This window comes from Thalassovita mediterranea (genome assembly GCF_001458435.1).
GTDB classification, from domain to species: domain Bacteria; phylum Pseudomonadota; class Alphaproteobacteria; order Rhodobacterales; family Rhodobacteraceae; genus Thalassobius; species Thalassobius mediterraneus.
Map to the genome: position 1 here is coordinate 136,622 of NZ_CYSF01000017.1, position 17,204 is coordinate 153,825.

Consider the following 17,204-nt stretch of genomic DNA (forward strand, 5'->3'; position numbering starts at 1 on the left):
CTCGCTCAATACGGTGGCGTATGGTTCGCGCCCGAGGCCTCACAGCCCCGGCCCCATGTCCATTTTCGATCCATCACTGAACCGCGACAGGCGGAAACGGGTCAGGTCATGGCCCACATCCCCCCCAGTCATCAGATCCGCCATGATCCGGCCAAAGGCAGGCCCGATGCCAAAGCCATGGCCGCACATCCCTGTGCAGATGCTCAGGCCATCAATCGGGGCGTGATCCACCACCGGAACGATATCCGGCATCGCGTCAATCATCCCTGACCAAGATGCCTTGATCCGTGGTGTGCCAAGGGCCGGAAACAGCTTGGCAAATTCGGCCAGCGTGCGGCGCTGACGCGCCTCCACCGGTTTCGGGTCCAACACGCGCATACGTTCAAACGGCGTTTCCTCATCGGGCGACCAGCGGCGTTTGGTGCCCCATGCGTCGGGGAAGCCCGCAGGCGCCGCCGGATGGTATGACGCGCCAAACGGATGCGCTTTGATCTGTTCGCGGTAAGGCCACAGATGGCGGAAGGCATCCGGTCCGATGAACAAACGATGCCAGCCGCCTTCGGCCAATGTGAACCCGCCATCCGCGCGGCGGCGAAACGCCAGACGGTCATTGCCCGCTGCGGGCAAATCCAACGCGGGCAACGGATCGGTTGCCAAGACCTGCGCCTGCACCGAAAGCTGCGGTATGTTCACCCCATGCTGGCGCAGAAACAGCGACGACCACGCGCCACCGGACACCAAGACCTGATCGGCCCGAATGCGCCCCCTCTCAGAGATCACACCGCCAACACGCCCTGCGGTCAAATCCAGCGCCCGCACCGCGCAATTTTCGCGGATCTCGACCCCAGCAGCTACCGCCGCGCGGGCAAAGGCGGGCACTGCGACCCACGGCTCGGCCTTCATATCCGATGGGGTATGCAGCGCACCATGATAGCGTTTGGTCGCACCGGGCAACAGCGCCTGTGTCTGATCCGGTGTTAGGATCCGACTGTCCACCCCATACGGCTTGGCAAGGTTGAGCCACGTCTCATAGCGTTCAATCGATTGCGGTTTTTCCGCCAGATAGGCCACCCCGAGACGCGCCAGCCCCAGATCTTCGCCCAATTCAGCCTGCAACTGTGGCCACAGACTGTTTGCTTCCATCGCGATGGGCAGTTCGTCAATGTCGCGGCCCGTCTGACGGATCCAGCCCCAGTTGCGCGAGGATTGTTCACCGGCAATCCGGCCCTTTTCCAACAGCACAACCTTCTGCCCCTTACGGGCCAGAAACAGCGCGCTCATCACCCCAATGACGCCACCGCCGATGATGACGACATCCGCTGCTTCTGGCAGTGGGCCGTCATGTTCGACAGGCTGATGCAGGCCAATGGGAAAGCCGGTCACGCCAGCACCTCATCAATCAGTTTGCGCAGGAACACCTGCCCTGCCTCAAACTGCGCCACAGATAGGAATTCATCCGGTTGATGCGCCTGTGCGATGTCGCCCGGACCGCACACCACGGTGGAATACCGCGCCGCCTGAAAATGCCCAGCTTCGGTGCCATAGCTGACCACGTTTTCGGAATTGTCACCGGTTAGTCGGCGCACCAGCGCCTCGGCCTCGCCGTTTTCCTCTGGCGCCAGACCGTTGAGGTCGAAAACCTGCGTCAACTCGATCGAGGTTTCAGGCACAATCGCCTGCATTTCGGCCTCAACCTCAGCGACCTTGGCGCGCAGGCGCGCCTCCCAGTCATCATTGCTTTCATCCGGCACATTGCGGAAATCCAGTTCAAACACGCAATCCTTGGCGGTGATGTTGCCCGCAGTGCCACCTTCGATCACACCCACATGGGTGGAGGTCCACGGCGGCACAAACAGCGCAGCGGTCTCAGACGGAGTGGCAGCCGCCGCCGCGGCGTTGTTTTGGTTCGCCCATTCAATCAGCTTGGCACCGAACATGATCGCATTCACGCCAGTGTGGATGAGAGAGGAATGCACCTCAAATCCCTTTACATGCACCTTGAACGCCCGCCCGCCCTTGTGTGCGGTCACGGTTTTCATCATCGAGGGCTCCCCAACGATCACGGTCGCGGCCTTGGGCAGGTGTTTGCCCATCTCCTCAATCAGCGGCACAACCTCTTCGCAACCGACCTCTTCGTCATAGGACAGTGCGATTTGCAGCGGGCGACTGACGCCCCGACGATGCGCCTCAACCAGCGCCCAGATCGCCAGTGCATCAAACCCTTTCATGTCGCAGGTGCCGCGCCCGTACAGTTTGCCGTCTTTCTCGACCACAGTGAAGGGATCGGTCGTCCACGGCTGGCCATCAACCGGCACCACATCGGTGTGGCCGGACAGCACAACACCGCCCGCAACCTCTGGCCCGACATGGGCATAAAGCCCCGCCTTGGTCCCATCGGCGCTATACTGACGCCCACAGGTGATCCCGTGGCTGTTCAGATACCCCTCAACCCAGTCGATCAGCGGCAGGTTCGTGTCGCGGCTGACAGTCGGAAAGGACACCAGCTGGTCCAGAATTTCACGTGGGCTTAACAGGGCAGTCATCGGGGGGCCTTTGTTTTTTGGCGGTCAGTGTCATACCATGACCGGCGCGATAAAGTCATGCAACAGCAATCTGTTGCCCTGTCATAACAGGTCCAGAAAACGACGCCGGTAGGTGCAGACAGATAAGGTCACCACATGCGGGCGGAAAGGTCAATCAAGTGAATCTACGGGCACTGATGGCGCCGCTGTTGGCACCGCTACAAAATGAAAATGGCGACCCGAAGGCCGCCATGTCATGGGATCAATACCCGCTCTCCGAGGTCAGGACAAAGTGGCCTGGACTCACCTCATCGTAAACCGACGGGCCTGGTTCGTAACCAACGGGGTGGATCGGTGAAGGGATCGGTTTGAAGTTCAGCTCGCGCTCAGACTTGCGTTTGTGCGGATCGGCGATGGGCACCGCCTTCATCAATGCCTGCGTGTAGGGGTGCTGCGGGTTTTCAAAGACCGCCTGACGCGGGCCCAGTTCCACGATGCGGCCCAAATACATCACGCCAACGTCGTGGCTGACCCGTTCAACAACCGCCATATCGTGACTGATGAACAGGAAGGACAGGCCCAGTTCGGCCTGCAGTTCCATCATCAGGTTCAGCACCTGCGCCTGCACCGATACGTCCAGCGCTGATACCGCCTCATCCGCGATGATCAACTTCGGGTTCAGGGCCAAGGCACGGGCGATTGCCACACGCTGACGCTGACCACCCGACAGTTCGTGCGGGAAACGGCGCAGGAAGCTGCGCGGCAGTTCCACACGATCAAACAGCATTTCCACCCGCGCCTGCATCTCGGCACGCGAATGGGTGGCGTAGTTGCGCATCGGTTCTGCCACCTGATCACCCAGCATCATCTGCGGGTTGAGCGAGGCAAAAGGATCCTGAAAGATCATCTGCATGTCCAGACGCGCGGCGCGCAGATCACCTTGATCCAGTGCCATGATGTCTGTGCCATCCAGATTAACCTGACCCGACTGCGGTTCCACCAGACGCAGGATCGACCGGCCAGCGGTGGATTTACCACAACCCGATTCACCCACCAGCGACAGGGTGCGGCCCTTGTTCAGGGTGAAGCTCACATCCTCCACCGCATGAACATTCGCCACCGTACGGCGGAAGAAGCCACCTTTGACCGGGAAGCGGGTGATCAGGTTCTTGACCTCCAGCAGCGGTTCATCCGTGCCCTTGATCGGATCAAGGTTCTGATTTTCACGGCCCAGCAGTTTCATCGGTTCGGGCAGCGGTTTGCCGGTCATCTCACCCAGTTTGGGAACAGCCGCCAACAGCGCCTTGGTATAGTCGTGCTGCGGGTTCTCAAAAATTTCCTGAACCGTGCCCTCTTCGACCTTGTTACCGCGGAACATGACCACAACGCGGTCCGCCATCTGCGCCACAACCGCCATGTCGTGGGTGATGAACATCACCGCCGTGCCGGTTTCACGTTTCAAACGATCCATCAGTGCCAGAATTTCCGCCTGAATGGTCACATCCAATGCGGTGGTCGGTTCATCCGCGATCAACAGGCGCGGTTCGCAGGCCAGTGCCATCGCGATCACCACACGCTGGCGCATACCGCCGGACAGTTCGTGCGGATACTGCTTCAGGCGGCGTTCCGGTTCGGGGATGCGGACCTGTTTCAACAGTTCCAGCGCACGCGCTTCTGCCTCGGCCTTGGACAGACCTTTGTGCAGGCGCAGGCCTTCGGTCAATTGGCGACCTACGGTAAATACGGGGTTCAGCGCGGTCATCGGCTCCTGAAAGATCATTCCGATCTCATTGCCGCGAATCGTCCGCATCAAATCCTGTTCGGTATTTGCCAGATCTACAGCGTCGCCTTCTTTGCGATCAAACAGCAGTTTACCACCGGCGATTTCGCCGCCGCCAAACTCTACCAGACGCATCAGCGACAGGCTGGAAACCGATTTGCCAGAACCGGATTCGCCAACAATACAAACGGTTTCACCGGGGTTTACGTCGAACGAAACGTCCTCGACCCCCACGACAGGGCCGTCCTTGGTTTGAAATTCAACCCGCAGGTTTTCGATTTTTGCAATCGGTTGATCCAGCATTCCCCTGATCCATTTTTGGTATCACTTATTTGGCGTGACGCTATAGACGTCGCCAAGGCGGTGTCAAATCCGTATCCAATTACGCGACGACGCGGCACAGGGAACCACCATAGCGCTACCCCTCCAGGGGCCACCAACGCGCAGTTGCTCAATCAGTTAGCGATCACAAAGGTCGACCTTACGTCGTTACGGTGAATTTACCGTATGTTTACTGTGCCGCGCACCAACACCCCCTCGTTCTACCCCTTGCTTTTTGTCGGTAATATGTTTGTGATGACCTCAGCCGCGAGGCATTCGGGGACATAAATCATCGAAAAATAACCGGAATCGAACGATCAGGTTGCGCTTGCGGATAGAATCATGGCCCGGCGAAGGGTCTGGAATCCCCCCGTATGGGGAATGTGTGACACCGATTTTTAGTGTCCAACATGGAGTGAAAAATGAAAATCAAAACTCTTATGCTGGGGGCCGTTGCAGCAACGACCTTGGCGCCGGCAGCGATCGCAGAACGCGGCGCAGACGGCCACGTAAACATCATTTATTGGCAGGCGCCTTCGATCCTGAACCCGTATCTGTCGAGCGGCACCAAAGAGATCGAAGCGGCATCGCTGGTGATCGAACCTCTGGGCCGTTACGACCCGACCGGCGCGCTGATCCCCTACCTGGCCGAAGAGATCCCTACGCTGGAAAACGGTGGCGTATCCGAAGATCTGAAAACCATCACTTGGAAGCTGAAGTCGGGCCTGAAATGGTCGGACGGTTCCGCCGTGACCGCCGAAGACGTGAAATTCACCGCTGATTACTGCATGCACCCCGAAGGTGGCTGCGCACAGCTGGCGAAGTTCGAAGGCGTACAGTCTGTTGACGTGATGGACGAGCTGACCGTCAAAGTGACCTTTGGCGAAGCCAAGCCGAACCCCTACGGCCCCTTCATGGGCGGCCAGTCCCCGATCCTGCAGAAAGCGCAGTTCGAAAACTGCACCGGCGCCAAAGCGCCTGAGTGCACCGAGGCCAACTTTGGCCCGATCGGCACCGGCCCGTTTGCTGTAACCGAGTTCAAACCGAACGACGTGATCTCGATGGAAGCAAACTCCATGTACCGCGACGCGTCGAAACCGGCGTTTGCGACCCTGACCTTCAAAGGTGGCGGCGACGCGACTGCAGCTGGTCGTGCAGTTCTGGAAACCGGCGAATTTGACTACGCCTGGAACCTGCAGCTGGCGCCCGAAGTGATCGCCAACATGGAAAAAGGCGGCAAGGGTAAAACCGTTGCAGCCTTCGGTTCGCTGGTTGAGCGTATCGAAATGAACATGACCAACCCGTCGTCCGACCTGCCCGAGGGCGAGCGTTCGACCGCAGCGCAGCCGCACCCGTTCCTGTCGGATCTGGCTGTGCGTAAAGCACTGTCCATGGCGATCGACCGTGAACTGCTGGTCGAAATCGGCTACGGCAAAGCGGGTCGTGCGACCTGTAACCTGGTGCCTGCACCGGCGATCTACGCATCCGACAACACCGACTGTCTGGTTCAGGACATCGCTGGCGCCAACAAAATGCTGGACGATGCTGGCTGGGTTAAAGGTGCTGACGGCATCCGTGCCAAGGACGGCGTAAAACTGTCGATCCTCTACCAGACCTCGACCAACGCTGTGCGTCAGGACTTCCAGGCGCTGATCAAACAGTGGTGGAGCGAAATCGGTGTTGAAACCGAACTGCGCAACATCTCTGCCTCTGTCTTCTTCGGTGGTGACCCGGGTTCGCCTGACACCTTCCAGAAGTTCTACGCAGACGTAGAAATGTACGCCAACAACTTCGACGGCACCGACCCCGAAGCCTATCTGGCTCAGTACACCTGTGACAAAGCGCCGAAGCCTTCGTCGCAGTGGCAGGGTGAGAACATCAACCGTTTCTGTGACCCCGCCTACGACGAGCTGGTTGCAGAGCTGGGCCGCACCGGTTCGCTGGAAAAACGCGGTGAGCTGGCGCGCAAGATGAACGACATGCTGACCAAAGACAGCTACACCGTTGTTCCGCTGGTTGATCGTGGTCGTGTATCGGCTCACGCCAACACCCTGGGCGGCGTTGTGCTGAACACCTGGGACTCCGAGCTGTGGAACGCAGCTGACTGGTACCGCATCAAATAAGTGATGCCCCATTTGCCCCGGCCTTTGCTGGCCGGGGCTTTTTCTTGGTCGCGCTTGTGTGTATGACGCGCGCTTGAAACAAGAATAGCCGCAAAAGGCCTCCGTATATGCTGACTTTTACTGTTCGACGATTGGTGTTGGCCGTGCCAACCCTGTTGTTCATCAGCCTGGTCATCTTCCTGTTGCTCGAGCTAGCGCCGGGCGACCCGATGGCACAGGTCCCGCTCACCGTACCCCCAGAGGTAAAAGAAAAGATGCGCGAAGCGCTTGGCCTTGGCCAACCGATGCACGTGCGTTTCCTCAAATGGCTGGTGCAATTCTTCTGGGTTGAACCGCAGGTGCTGTTCGACCACATCTTTGGCACCGGTTTTGCCGAAGGCAAACTGCGCGTCCTCAGCTGGCAGACCCGTTCGCCCGTTATGGATATCGTTGTCCAGCGTATCCCGCAGACCCTGTGGGTTGTGGGCCTGTCTTACGTGATCGGTGTACTGATCGCACTGCCCATCGGCATCTATTCCGCCTACCGCCAGTATTCGATCTTTGATCAGGTTGGTACGTTCATTTCGATGATCGGTTTTTCGGTTCCGACCTTCTTTACCGGCGTGTTGTTGATTGTGATCTTCTCGGTGAACCTTGGCTGGTTCCCGTCGATCTATGACACCACCCACAAGGTCACCGATTGGGATAGCTTTGTTTTCCAGATGCGACAGCTGGCAATGCCGGTGTTCGTTCTGGCGCTGTATAACGCAGCGCAGATCAGCCGGTTTATGCGCGCATCCATGTTGGATAACCTGAACCAGGACTATGTGCGCACCGCACGGGCTAAGGGCCTGGGCGAACGCGCTGTGGTGCTGGTGCATGTGCTGCGCAACTCGATGATCCCTGTTGTGACCGTAATCGCCCTCGGCGCGCCGCAGGTGTTTGCTGGTGCGATCATCACCGAACAGGTGTTCAAGGTAAACGGTCTGGGCCATCTGCTGATCGGCGCGATTGAGGCAAACGACCTGCCCACCGTGCAGACGCTGACCTTTATTTTTGCGCTGCTGATCGTGCTGTTCAACATCATCGCTGATGTCCTCTACGGCATTCTGGATCCGAGGATTCGCTATGACTGATGACACAAACGTAAACCCCATCGGCGCGCTGAGCGACCCGATGCCGTCGGCCCCGCCCCGCAGCCAGTGGGTTGCGGTCTGGGAACAGTTCAAGACCCACAAAGGCGCCCTGTTGGGCGGGATCATCTTCCTGATCATCCTCTTGGCGGTCACCATCGGCCCGTGGGTCTGGCCCTATGACCCGACCTACATCGACATTCGCGCCCGTAACCAGGGCCCGAGTTTTGCCCACCCCTTGGGCACCGACCAACTGGGCCGCGATACGCTGGCGCGGATGATGGCCGGTGGTCAGGTTTCGGTCGCCGTTGGCATCACCGCGATGCTGCTGGCGCTGGTGTTGGGATCGTTCATTGGCGTTCTGGCCGGGTTCTTCAAACGCCTTGACGGGCCGCTGATGCGCCTGACCGATCTGTTTCTGGCGCTGCCGCTGTTGCCGCTCTTGCTGGTGATGGTGCTATTGTTCCGCGACCCGCTGAACGCAGCCTTCGGGCCGGAAACGGGGATCTTTATCCTGATCGTCTGCGCCATTGGTGTGACCAGCTGGATGCCCACCGCACGGATCGTGCGTGGTGACGTTCTGGCACTGAAAGAGCGCGAGTTCGTACTGGCCGCCCGTTCCATCGGCACCAAGAACACCAAGATGATCACCCGCCACATCCTGCCCAACGTGCTGTCGCCGATCATGGTGTCGGCCACGCTGGGGATCGCCAATGCGATCATCACGGAATCAGCGCTGTCCTTCCTCGGCCTTGGTTTCCCGCCGGACTTCCCCACCTGGGGCCGTCTGCTGTTTGATGCCACCGACTACCTGCAGCAGTACCCCGAACGGGTGTTCTGGCCCGGTCTGGCCATTTCGCTGACGGTGCTGAGTGTGAACTACCTCGGCGACGGTCTGCGCGACGCACTGGATCCCCGGATCCGCGGCCGCTAAGGCGATAAAAACAAAACGGCCCGTTGCAGATGCAGCGGGCCGTTTTCATTACTAGGGCTGTCGTCTCTTACTTCATCGTCAGCACTGTGCCCTGAGCAATCGCACAAAGCTTTTCCTCACCATCGTTGACCGCATAGACCTTGCAGCTACACACCGCTTGACGTTTGCCACTGCTTTCCACCACCGCGCGCGCGATCAGGCGTTCACCAACAGCGGGGCGGGAATAGTTGATCTTCATCTCCAGCGTCAAAACAGCCCCAAGTACAGACGCCCCCGCATAGGTCAGCGCATTGTCCGCCAGATAGCTGACCGCACCCCCATGCACAAACCCATGCTGTTGTTTCAGTTCGTCCTTCACCGGCAGATGCAGTTCAGCAAAACCCTGTTCGAATTTTTCCAGTTCCGCGCCCAACAGCTGACTGAAAGGCTGTTGATCCAGAATGCCACGACCGTAGTCCAGAATATCCATGTCTAGTCTCCTCTACCGCGTAAAGAAGGCTGTAGCGCGTCAACTGTCAAAAGCGACCGCGCGTCAACGCGGCCGCTGCGAGGGCGGATAGATAGCCACCCTGCCCTAATGCAGTTTCGACTGAATACGTCTAAGCGACCACCACACGATCGCAACCACAGGCAAGGTCAGCGCGGCGGTAAGCTCTCCCTTGCTGAGGCCAAGCCACTTGGCCAGCGGATAGCCTGCATAAGACGCCAGAGAGACCGCATAATAACTGATCGCCACGACCGACAGGCCTTCGACCGTTTTCTGTAGCTTGAGCTGCGTATCGGCCCGTTGATCCATGCTGGAGAGTAGGGATTGGTTCTGCGCCGAGCGTTCCACGTCTACCCGCGTCCGCAACAACTCCCCTGCCCGGCGTGCCCGATCGGACAGCGCAGCCAGCCGCGCCTCGGTCGATTTTACCGTTCGCATGGCAGGATCATAGCGTCGCATCATGAATTCGGCAAAGGTCTGTCGGCCCTGAAACCGCTCTTCGCGCAGGACCTTGATGCGCTGATTAACCAACGCCTCATAGGCTCCCGTCGCGCCAAAGCGGAAACTGTTGCGCGCCATCTGCTGTTCCAGCGTCGCCGATGTGGTCAAAAGCTGCGTCAGCGTCAATTCAGCGTCCAGTCCTGTGTCGCCCATATGATCCACCAGATGTGCCAGCGTCTGTTCTAGCTGGCCCAGATCCGCGCCGATCTGCTTCACCCGCGCAAAGCCCAGCATCGACATGCTTTTGTACGTCTCCACCTCGCACAGGCGCTGCACGATGCGCCCCACCCGACGCGCACCGGTTTCATCGTTCACAAAGACCGCAAAGCGCGTGTGTCCGGCAGGATCAATGCGGAAATCGCCCGCCAGAATGGCCCCATCATCCAGCACCCGACTGACAGCAAGACTCTCTGGTACGAACCAATCCGCCAAGAGATCGCGCACAGCCGTATCATCAGGGCGCGGCTGCACGCGGATATGGGCTGATGCGACGCGCACCCCCGGTGCCTGCGCCAGCCAATCCGCCGGAAACACCTCAAAATCCGTGGGATCAAAGGCGCGGGCAGACAGTGTGGGTGTAAAGGCGGTGTAGGTCACAAACTCCGTGTGGCTTTCCCACTTCAGCTCGTGGCGACCGATCCGGGCGGAATAATGCGTGGCCCCCGGTTGCGGGTGCGGCGCGCCATGACGATCAAGAAGTGCGATCAGGTGCGCGCGGTCCGCCTGACGGTCCCGCCCAACCGCACGGTCGGGATGTTTGATCGCCAGATAGGTCGCCGTGCAGGGCACCTCCAACGACGGAAAAGGCCGCGCGTGCAGTTCATTCGCCAATTCATAGCGCAAGGGGTGATCGGTGATGGTCATTTCGGGGCCTCACGGGATTGATTCCGAGAGTGATGGCATAAGATAGGCAGGAAAATCAAAGCATTTTCAATAAGTTAACGGAATGCCGTGGTATACAGAGGCGGGTAAATCCGTGAGAAATCGAAAAATGATTGGTTTGCCAAAAGGTTGCGTTCCCTGCCATCAGCCAATGTTTCGCAACTAGCCCGGCTTTGCCGGGCAGCGCCCGAACCGCCCCCACGGGGCGGGCGCTTCGCTTCGCCCCTCGGTTCGGTCGCTGGATATCGCCACAACAAAAAAGCCCCGCCAGATCGGCGGGGCTTCTTATCTCTCAACACTCTGACCGGATCAGCTGATGCGGGTCAGCAGGTCATCCAGCGACTTCTTCGCGTCACCATAGAACATGCGGGTGTTCTCTTTGAAGAACAGCGGGTTCTCGATGCCCGAGTAACCGGTACCCTGACCACGCTTGGACACGAAGACCTGCTTGGATTTCCAGCATTCCAGAACCGGCATGCCGGCGATGGGGCTGTTGGGGTCTTCTTGTGCGGCGGGGTTCACGATGTCGTTCGAACCGATCACGATGGATACATCGGTTTCGGGGAAGTCGTCGTTGATCTCGTCCATTTCCAGCACGATGTCGTAGGGCACTTTTGCCTCGGCCAGCAGAACGTTCATATGACCCGGCAGACGCCCCGCAACGGGGTGGATCGCGAAACGCACGGTCTTGCCTTTGGCGCGCAGACGACGGGTCAGTTCCGCCACGTTCTGCTGTGCCTGTGCAACCGCCATACCGTAGCCCGGGATGATCACGATGCTGTCGGCCTCTTCCAGTGCGGTGGCCACACCGTCGGCGTCGATGGCGACTTGTTCGCCCTCAACTTCCATCGCCGGACCCGCTGCGCCGCCGAAGCCGCCCAAGATGACCGAGATGAACGAACGGTTCATCGCCTTACACATGATGTAGGACAGGATCGCACCCGAGGAGCCAACCAGCGCACCCACAACGATCAGAAGGTCGTTGCCAAGGGAGAAACCGATCGCTGCAGCCGCCCAGCCAGAGTAGCTGTTCAGCATCGACACAACCACCGGCATGTCGGCGCCGCCGATGCCCATGATCAGGTGATAGCCGATGAAAAGTGCTGCGATGGTCATGATCGCCAGTGGCAGGAAACCACCGGTGTTGCAGTACCAGATCAGGGTGATCAGCGACAGGATCGCCGCACCCGCGTTCAGCGCGTGACCGCCAGGCAGTTTGGTCGCCGCAGACGTCAGCTTGCCCGCCAGTTTGCCATAGGCAACAACCGAACCGGTGAAGGTCACCGCACCGATGAAGATGCCGAGGAACAGCTCAACCCGCAGGATGCCGATTTCCACGGCGTCCTTCTTGGCCAGCAGTTTTGCGAAGCCTTCCAGCGCTTTCTTTTCCTCAGCGCCCATCACCATCACACGGCCCAGTTCGATGTGCGCGATGAAGCCCACAAACACAGCCGCCAGACCAACGAGCGAGTGCATCGCAGCAACCAGTTCCGGCATCTGGGTCATCTGAACGCGGTTGGCCAGTTGGTAGCCAATGATACCACCTGCCGGGATCAGCAGGATCGACAGCCACCACAGACCGGCACCGGGGCCGATCAGGGTTGCGAACACCGCCAGAGCCATACCGACGATACCGTACCAAACGGCGCGTTTGGCGCTTTCCTGACCGGACAGACCGCCCAGCGACAGGATGAAGAGAACAGCCGCAACAACGTAAGCGGCAGTCGTGAAACCAAAGTCCATAAGTCCTTACTCCTTAGGATTTCTGGAACATGGCGAGCATGCGCCGTGTCACGAGGAAGCCACCGAAGATGTTGATGCCAGTCATAAAGACCGACAGGGCGGCAAGGAGGATCACCAGGAACGAGCCCGAACCGATTTGCATCAGCGCGCCCAGAATGATGATCGAGGAGATTGCGTTGGTCACAGCCATCAGCGGGGTGTGCAGCGAGTGCGCCACGTTCCAGATCACCTGGAAGCCGACGAACACCGACAGAACAAACACGATGAAGTGCTGCATGAAACTGGCCGGAGCGACCAGACCAACACCCAAGAGCAGAACCGCACCAACGGTCAGCAGGGTGACCTGATTTTTGGTCTGCTTTTTGAATTCGGCAACTTCCTGCGCCCGGATCTCTTCCGGGGTCAGTTCCTTGACCTCTTTCTTGGGCTGTGCGGCGATCGCCTGCACTTTCGGCGGCGGCGGCGGGAAGGTGATTTCACCCTCAAACGTCACGGTGGCGCCACGGATCACGTCATCTTCCATGTCGTGGTTGATCTGACCGTCTTTTTCAGGGGTCAGGTCAGCCATCATGTGACGGATGTTGGTGGCGTAAAGCGACGAGGCCTGTGCAGCCATGCGCGACGGGAAGTCGGTGTAGCCGATGATGGTCACGCCATTGTCGGTCACGATCTTTTCGTCCGCGACGGTCAGCTTGCAGTTGCCGCCCTTTTCGGCCGCGAGGTCAACGATAACCGAACCCGGTTTCATCGCCTCGACCATGTCTTTGGTCCACAGTTCCGGCGCTTCGCGGTTCGGGATCAGCGCGGTGGTGATCACGATGTCCACCTCGGGGGCCAGTTCACGGAACTTCGCCAGCTGCGCTTCGCGGAACTCGTCGGACTGAACCGATGCGTAGCCGCCGGTCGCAGCGCCGTCGCCGCCTTCTTCTTCGAAGTCCAGATAGACGAACTCGGCGCCCATGGATTCAACCTGTTCGGCCACTTCGGGACGAACGTCAAACGCCAGAGTGATCGCACCCAGCGAGGTCGAGGTGCCGATTGCGGCCAGACCCGCAACACCTGCGCCTACAACCAGCACTTTGGCTGGCGGTACTTTACCGGCGGCGGTCACCTGACCGGTGAAGAACCGGCCGAAGTTGTTGCCCGCTTCGATCACGGCACGGTAACCGGCGATGTTGGCCATGGACGACAGGGCGTCCATTTTCTGCGCGCGCGAAATACGCGGCACCATTTCCATCGCGATCACGTTGGCGCCCTTGGCCTTGGCCAATTCCATGCCGTCTTCGTTCCCACCGGGATTGAAGAAAGAGATCAGCGTTTTTTCGCTGTTCAGGCGCTTCAGCTCGGTTTCGTTGGGCTGACGCACCTTGGCGATGATGTCGACCTCTTTCCACAGCGCAGCTGCGGTTTTGATCACTTCAACACCGGCTTCTTCATATGTGGCATCCGAAAAACCCGCAGCCAGACCGGCCCCGGACTCGATGGCACATTCATACCCGAGCTTTTGCAATTGACGCGCCGAATCCGGTGTCATTGCGACCCGATTTTCGCCGTCAAAGATTTCCTTTGGCGTTCCGATTTTCAACTTTCACGTCCCCCTTCAGAACTGTGGTCGTTGCTTCGTTTGACACGAAGTGTGACCTTTACTGGCCGCGCAATTTTATTGCGTCTAACTGGCCCCTTCATTGATACGTATTTCGCCCCGAGTCAAATGTGACGTTGTGCAAAATCTCACAACCAACGCCTAGTCTTCTCGCAGTAGCGCGCGAAATCCATGCGAAACTTGCGCCGCAATGCATTCTCTTCGGGGATCACGAACCGTCTCTCGATGAACCAAAGAAAAATAGGCACCAATGGCAAGGACAAAATTGTATCGAAACACAGTAGTAATCCGGTCAGCATCATCACATAAGCCAGATACATCGGATTGCGGCTGCGCTTGAAAATGCCGCTGGTGACAAGCCGGTCCGCCTCTTGGTGCGGGGTCATAGTGGTGCGCTGCCTGCGCATTTCCGCGATGGCCAACGCCATCAATATCACCGCACCGCCAATGAAAACGGCACTGATGAAATCGACCAACCCGCTTTCGAGGCTCAGGTCCAGACCTGTAAGGCGCGGCAACCACAGACCAAGTGCCAGCGTCAACACAAACCAAACAGGCGGCAAATCGTAGGATTTCAACATTGGAAAAGGTCCTTCTATCGCTCGCCAAAACGTGAAGCGAGCCACCACCAAGATGCCTGTTCCGCATCGTCGGGAAAAGCGCTTTCGCGCGCTCTAGCCGCGTCTTACTGTCCCGCTTTGGTCTGTTCTGGCGCGTTTTCCGCCACCTGCCCATTTCTCCGCCAAGCCCGCGCCAATGCCATTGTCATATGGCCGCGAACCTTACGTTACCTGTGCACGGTACGCTTGCACCGTGCAAAACCACTGCTAACCTGCCCGTGGGAGAAGAGCCGCCAAGCGCCAATGCTGCGCGGCCAGAACGGGAGGAAACACAATGGATCTTACAGGCAAACATGCTTTGGTCACCGGCGGTGGAACAGGCATCGGTCTGGCAATCGCCAAAGCGCTGGCCGCCAAGGGCGCAGAGGTGACAATCACCGGCCGTCGGTTGGATGTGCTGGAGGCACAGGCAGGCAACGGATTGCACGCATTGCAGATGGATGTGGCCGATGAAACATCCGTGGTCGACGGCGTCGCCGCTGCGGTTGCCGCGCGCGGCCCGGTACAGATCTGTGTGCCCAATGCAGGCGTTGCCGAAGGGCGCGCGCTGCACAAGACGGATATGGATTTCTGGCGCCATATGATGGGCATCAATGTGGACGGCGCCTTCCTTACCATTCGGGAATGCATAAAAACTATGCACAGTACAGATTGGGGCCGTGTTATCGCAATCAGCTCTATCGCGGGTCTGCGCGGCCTGCCCGGCGCAGCCTGTTACAGCGCCAGCAAGCATGCAATGATCGGCATGATCAAGTCGCTGGCAGCCGATCACGCAGGCAAGCCATACACGTTTAACGCACTATGCCCGGCCTATGTTGAAACCGACATCATCACCCGCAATGTCGAAAGCATCAAAAAGCGCACCGGGCTGGATGACGCCGCAGCCAAGAACCTGATGGTCGGCGCCAACCCACATGGCCGGCTAATCACCGTCGATGAGGTGGCAGAGGCCGCAATGTTCCTGTGCGGTGAACACTCTGCCTCGATGAACGGTCAGGCTATTCAGATTTCGGGCGGCGAAATGTAATCGCGCGCCTTAGTTGGCGGGGTGATTAGCCCCGTCAAATCATCACGAAACGTGATATCAAACACCACAAGAATTGCTGGTGCATCATAAAAATCCTTCGGCTAAGCAAATGCGCGAACCACAGAACGCGCTTGACCACAGGCAGGAGGACACCATGACAGATTTCAACGCCACCAAAGAGATGTTCCACCTGCCGGAGGGAATGATTTACCTCGACGGGAACTCCCTCGGGCCGCTACCAAAGGCTGCGCCCGCCAAAATGGCGGAGGTAATGGAAAAGGAATGGGGCGACTATCTGATCACCGGCTGGAACAAAGCAGGCTGGATGGCGCGCCCGACTGCGATCGGAAACCGCATCGCCCGCCTGATCGGCGCTGAGGAAAACCATGTGATGGTCGGCGACACCCTGTCGATCAAGGTGTATCAGGCCGTCGCCGCCGCCATGTCGCTGCAACACGCCAAAGGCGGCGCAGCGGCCGCGCGCAAGGTGATCCTGAGTGATAGCGGCAACTTCCCCTCAGACCTCTATATGGCCGAAGGTCTGATCAAGACGCTGGACCGTGATGGCACACTGGGACTGGAACTGCGCGTTGTTGCACCTGAAGAGGTGGCTGACAACCTGACGGATGAGGTCGCTGTGATGATGATCACCGAAGTGGACTATCGCACCGGCCGCAAACACGACATGGCCGCCCTGACCGCCAAAGCCCATGCAAACGGGATCGTTGCGGTCTGGGATCTGGCGCATTCCGCCGGTGCGGTGCCCGTCGATCTGGCCGGTTGTCAGGCCGGTTTCGCGGTGGGCTGCACTTATAAGTATCTCAACGGCGGCCCCGGCGCGCCTGCCTTTATCTATGTGAACCCCGCGCACGCCGATGTGGCGGAACCCGCACTGTCCGGCTGGCTGGGTCATGATGCACCTTTCGCCTTTGAACAAAACTACCGCGCTGGCCCCGGTGTGGAGCGTATGCGCGTTGGCACGCCGCCGGTCCTGGCCAACGCCGCACTGGCCGCCGCGCTGGATGTTTGGGACATGACCGACATGCAGGACGTGCGCGCCCGTTCGATTGAGCTGTGCGAGTTGTTCATCAAAGAGGTCGAGGCCCGTTGCCCAATGCTGGAACTGGCCTCGCCCCGTGATGCAGATCAGCGCGGCAGTCAGGTGTCCTTCCGTTTCCACGAAGGCTACGCGGCTATGCAGGCGGTGATTGCCCGTGGCGTGATCGGCGATTTCCGCGCCCCTGACATCATGCGTTTTGGCTTCACCCCGCTCTACGTCACGCCGGAAGAGGTGGTGAAAGCCGCCGAAATCATTGAAGACGTGATGGTCAACGCCCTCTGGGACACGCCCGAATACAAGGTGCGCAACCGCGTCACCTGATCGAATGCGCGCCCCTACCCAACATATTCCCCTGTGCCGCCCGTGTTTTTGGGCGGCCTACTGGCGGGCCAAGGCCCGGCTGAGCTGCGTCACGTCCTAAGGCGGGTTTTCCCCTATATCTAAGACAAGACCACACGATGCCGAGGGGACCACCCCGCGCGCATTGCT

General features: G+C 59.0%; 13 protein-coding genes. 5 read left to right on the forward strand and 8 right to left on the reverse strand.

Features of this window, described 5'->3' with window-relative positions; all coding sequences use genetic code 11:
* Positions 1-39: 39 nt before the first annotated feature.
* From TM5383_RS14280 to TM5383_RS14290, 3 genes are all read right to left on the reverse strand, one after another.
* A complete protein-coding gene (locus TM5383_RS14280) occupies positions 40-1,383 on the reverse strand; it encodes an NAD(P)/FAD-dependent oxidoreductase (protein WP_058319720.1) in 1,344 nt (447 codons plus the stop codon).
* The gene (gene argE / locus TM5383_RS14285; protein WP_058319721.1) at positions 1,380-2,543 is read right to left on the reverse strand and encodes an acetylornithine deacetylase; all 1,164 of its coding nucleotides are present in this window, start codon (positions 2,541-2,543) and stop codon (positions 1,380-1,382) included. The genes TM5383_RS14280 and argE overlap by 4 nt, the downstream gene beginning before the upstream one ends.
* A 241-nt stretch (positions 2,544-2,784) precedes the next feature.
* Positions 2,785-4,605, reverse strand: coding sequence for an ABC transporter ATP-binding protein (locus tag TM5383_RS14290; RefSeq protein ID WP_058319722.1), 1,821 nt, complete (start codon positions 4,603-4,605; stop codon positions 2,785-2,787).
* A gap of 440 nt (positions 4,606-5,045) precedes the next feature.
* Between TM5383_RS14290 and TM5383_RS14295 the strand changes: the two genes are divergently transcribed.
* The 3 genes from TM5383_RS14295 to TM5383_RS14305 all read left to right on the forward strand — a co-directional run bounded on the left by TM5383_RS14295 (position 5,046) and on the right by TM5383_RS14305 (position 8,792).
* Positions 5,046-6,746: a peptide ABC transporter substrate-binding protein gene (locus TM5383_RS14295; protein WP_058319723.1), complete on the forward strand. Its 1,701-nt coding sequence runs from the start codon at positions 5,046-5,048 to the stop codon at positions 6,744-6,746.
* Positions 6,747-6,853: 107 nt separating this feature from the next.
* Entirely contained in the window at positions 6,854-7,861 is a 1,008-nt protein-coding gene (locus tag TM5383_RS14300; RefSeq protein WP_058319724.1) for an ABC transporter permease, read from the forward strand.
* Entirely contained in the window at positions 7,854-8,792 is a 939-nt protein-coding gene (locus TM5383_RS14305) for an ABC transporter permease (protein ID WP_058319725.1), read from the forward strand. The genes TM5383_RS14300 and TM5383_RS14305 overlap by 8 nt, the downstream gene beginning before the upstream one ends.
* Before the next feature lie 67 nt (positions 8,793-8,859).
* Here TM5383_RS14305 and TM5383_RS14310 read toward each other — a convergent pair whose 3' ends face one another.
* The 5 genes from TM5383_RS14310 to TM5383_RS14330 form a co-directional block, all read right to left on the reverse strand.
* Positions 8,860-9,261, reverse strand: a complete 402-nt coding sequence (locus TM5383_RS14310) for a PaaI family thioesterase (RefSeq protein ID WP_197407415.1) — start codon at positions 9,259-9,261, stop codon at positions 8,860-8,862.
* 105 nt (positions 9,262-9,366) lie between these two features.
* Positions 9,367-10,644 carry a DUF3422 family protein gene (locus TM5383_RS14315; RefSeq protein WP_058319726.1) on the reverse strand — a complete coding sequence of 426 codons (1,278 nt, stop codon included), beginning with the start codon at positions 10,642-10,644 and terminating at the stop codon, positions 9,367-9,369.
* A 327-nt stretch (positions 10,645-10,971) separates the two neighbouring features.
* Positions 10,972-12,405, reverse strand: a complete 1,434-nt coding sequence (locus TM5383_RS14320; RefSeq protein WP_058319727.1) for an NAD(P)(+) transhydrogenase (Re/Si-specific) subunit beta — start codon at positions 12,403-12,405, stop codon at positions 10,972-10,974.
* 13 nt (positions 12,406-12,418) lie between these two features.
* Positions 12,419-13,990, reverse strand: coding sequence for a Re/Si-specific NAD(P)(+) transhydrogenase subunit alpha (locus TM5383_RS14325; protein WP_058319728.1), 1,572 nt, complete (start codon positions 13,988-13,990; stop codon positions 12,419-12,421).
* Positions 13,991-14,136: 146 nt separating this feature from the next.
* On the reverse strand, positions 14,137-14,589 hold the full coding sequence (locus tag TM5383_RS14330; RefSeq protein WP_058319729.1) for a methyltransferase family protein: 453 nt from the start codon (positions 14,587-14,589) through the stop codon (positions 14,137-14,139).
* 313 nt (positions 14,590-14,902) lie between these two features.
* Between TM5383_RS14330 and TM5383_RS14335 the strand changes: the two genes are divergently transcribed.
* Positions 14,903-15,655 carry an SDR family NAD(P)-dependent oxidoreductase gene (locus tag TM5383_RS14335; protein WP_058319730.1) on the forward strand — a complete coding sequence of 251 codons (753 nt, stop codon included), beginning with the start codon at positions 14,903-14,905 and terminating at the stop codon, positions 15,653-15,655.
* Positions 15,656-15,809: 154 nt separating this feature from the next.
* Complete coding sequence (gene kynU / locus TM5383_RS14340) at positions 15,810-17,036, forward strand: kynureninase (protein WP_058319731.1); 1,227 nt, start codon at positions 15,810-15,812, stop codon at positions 17,034-17,036.
* The last annotated feature ends 168 nt before the right edge of the window (positions 17,037-17,204 follow it).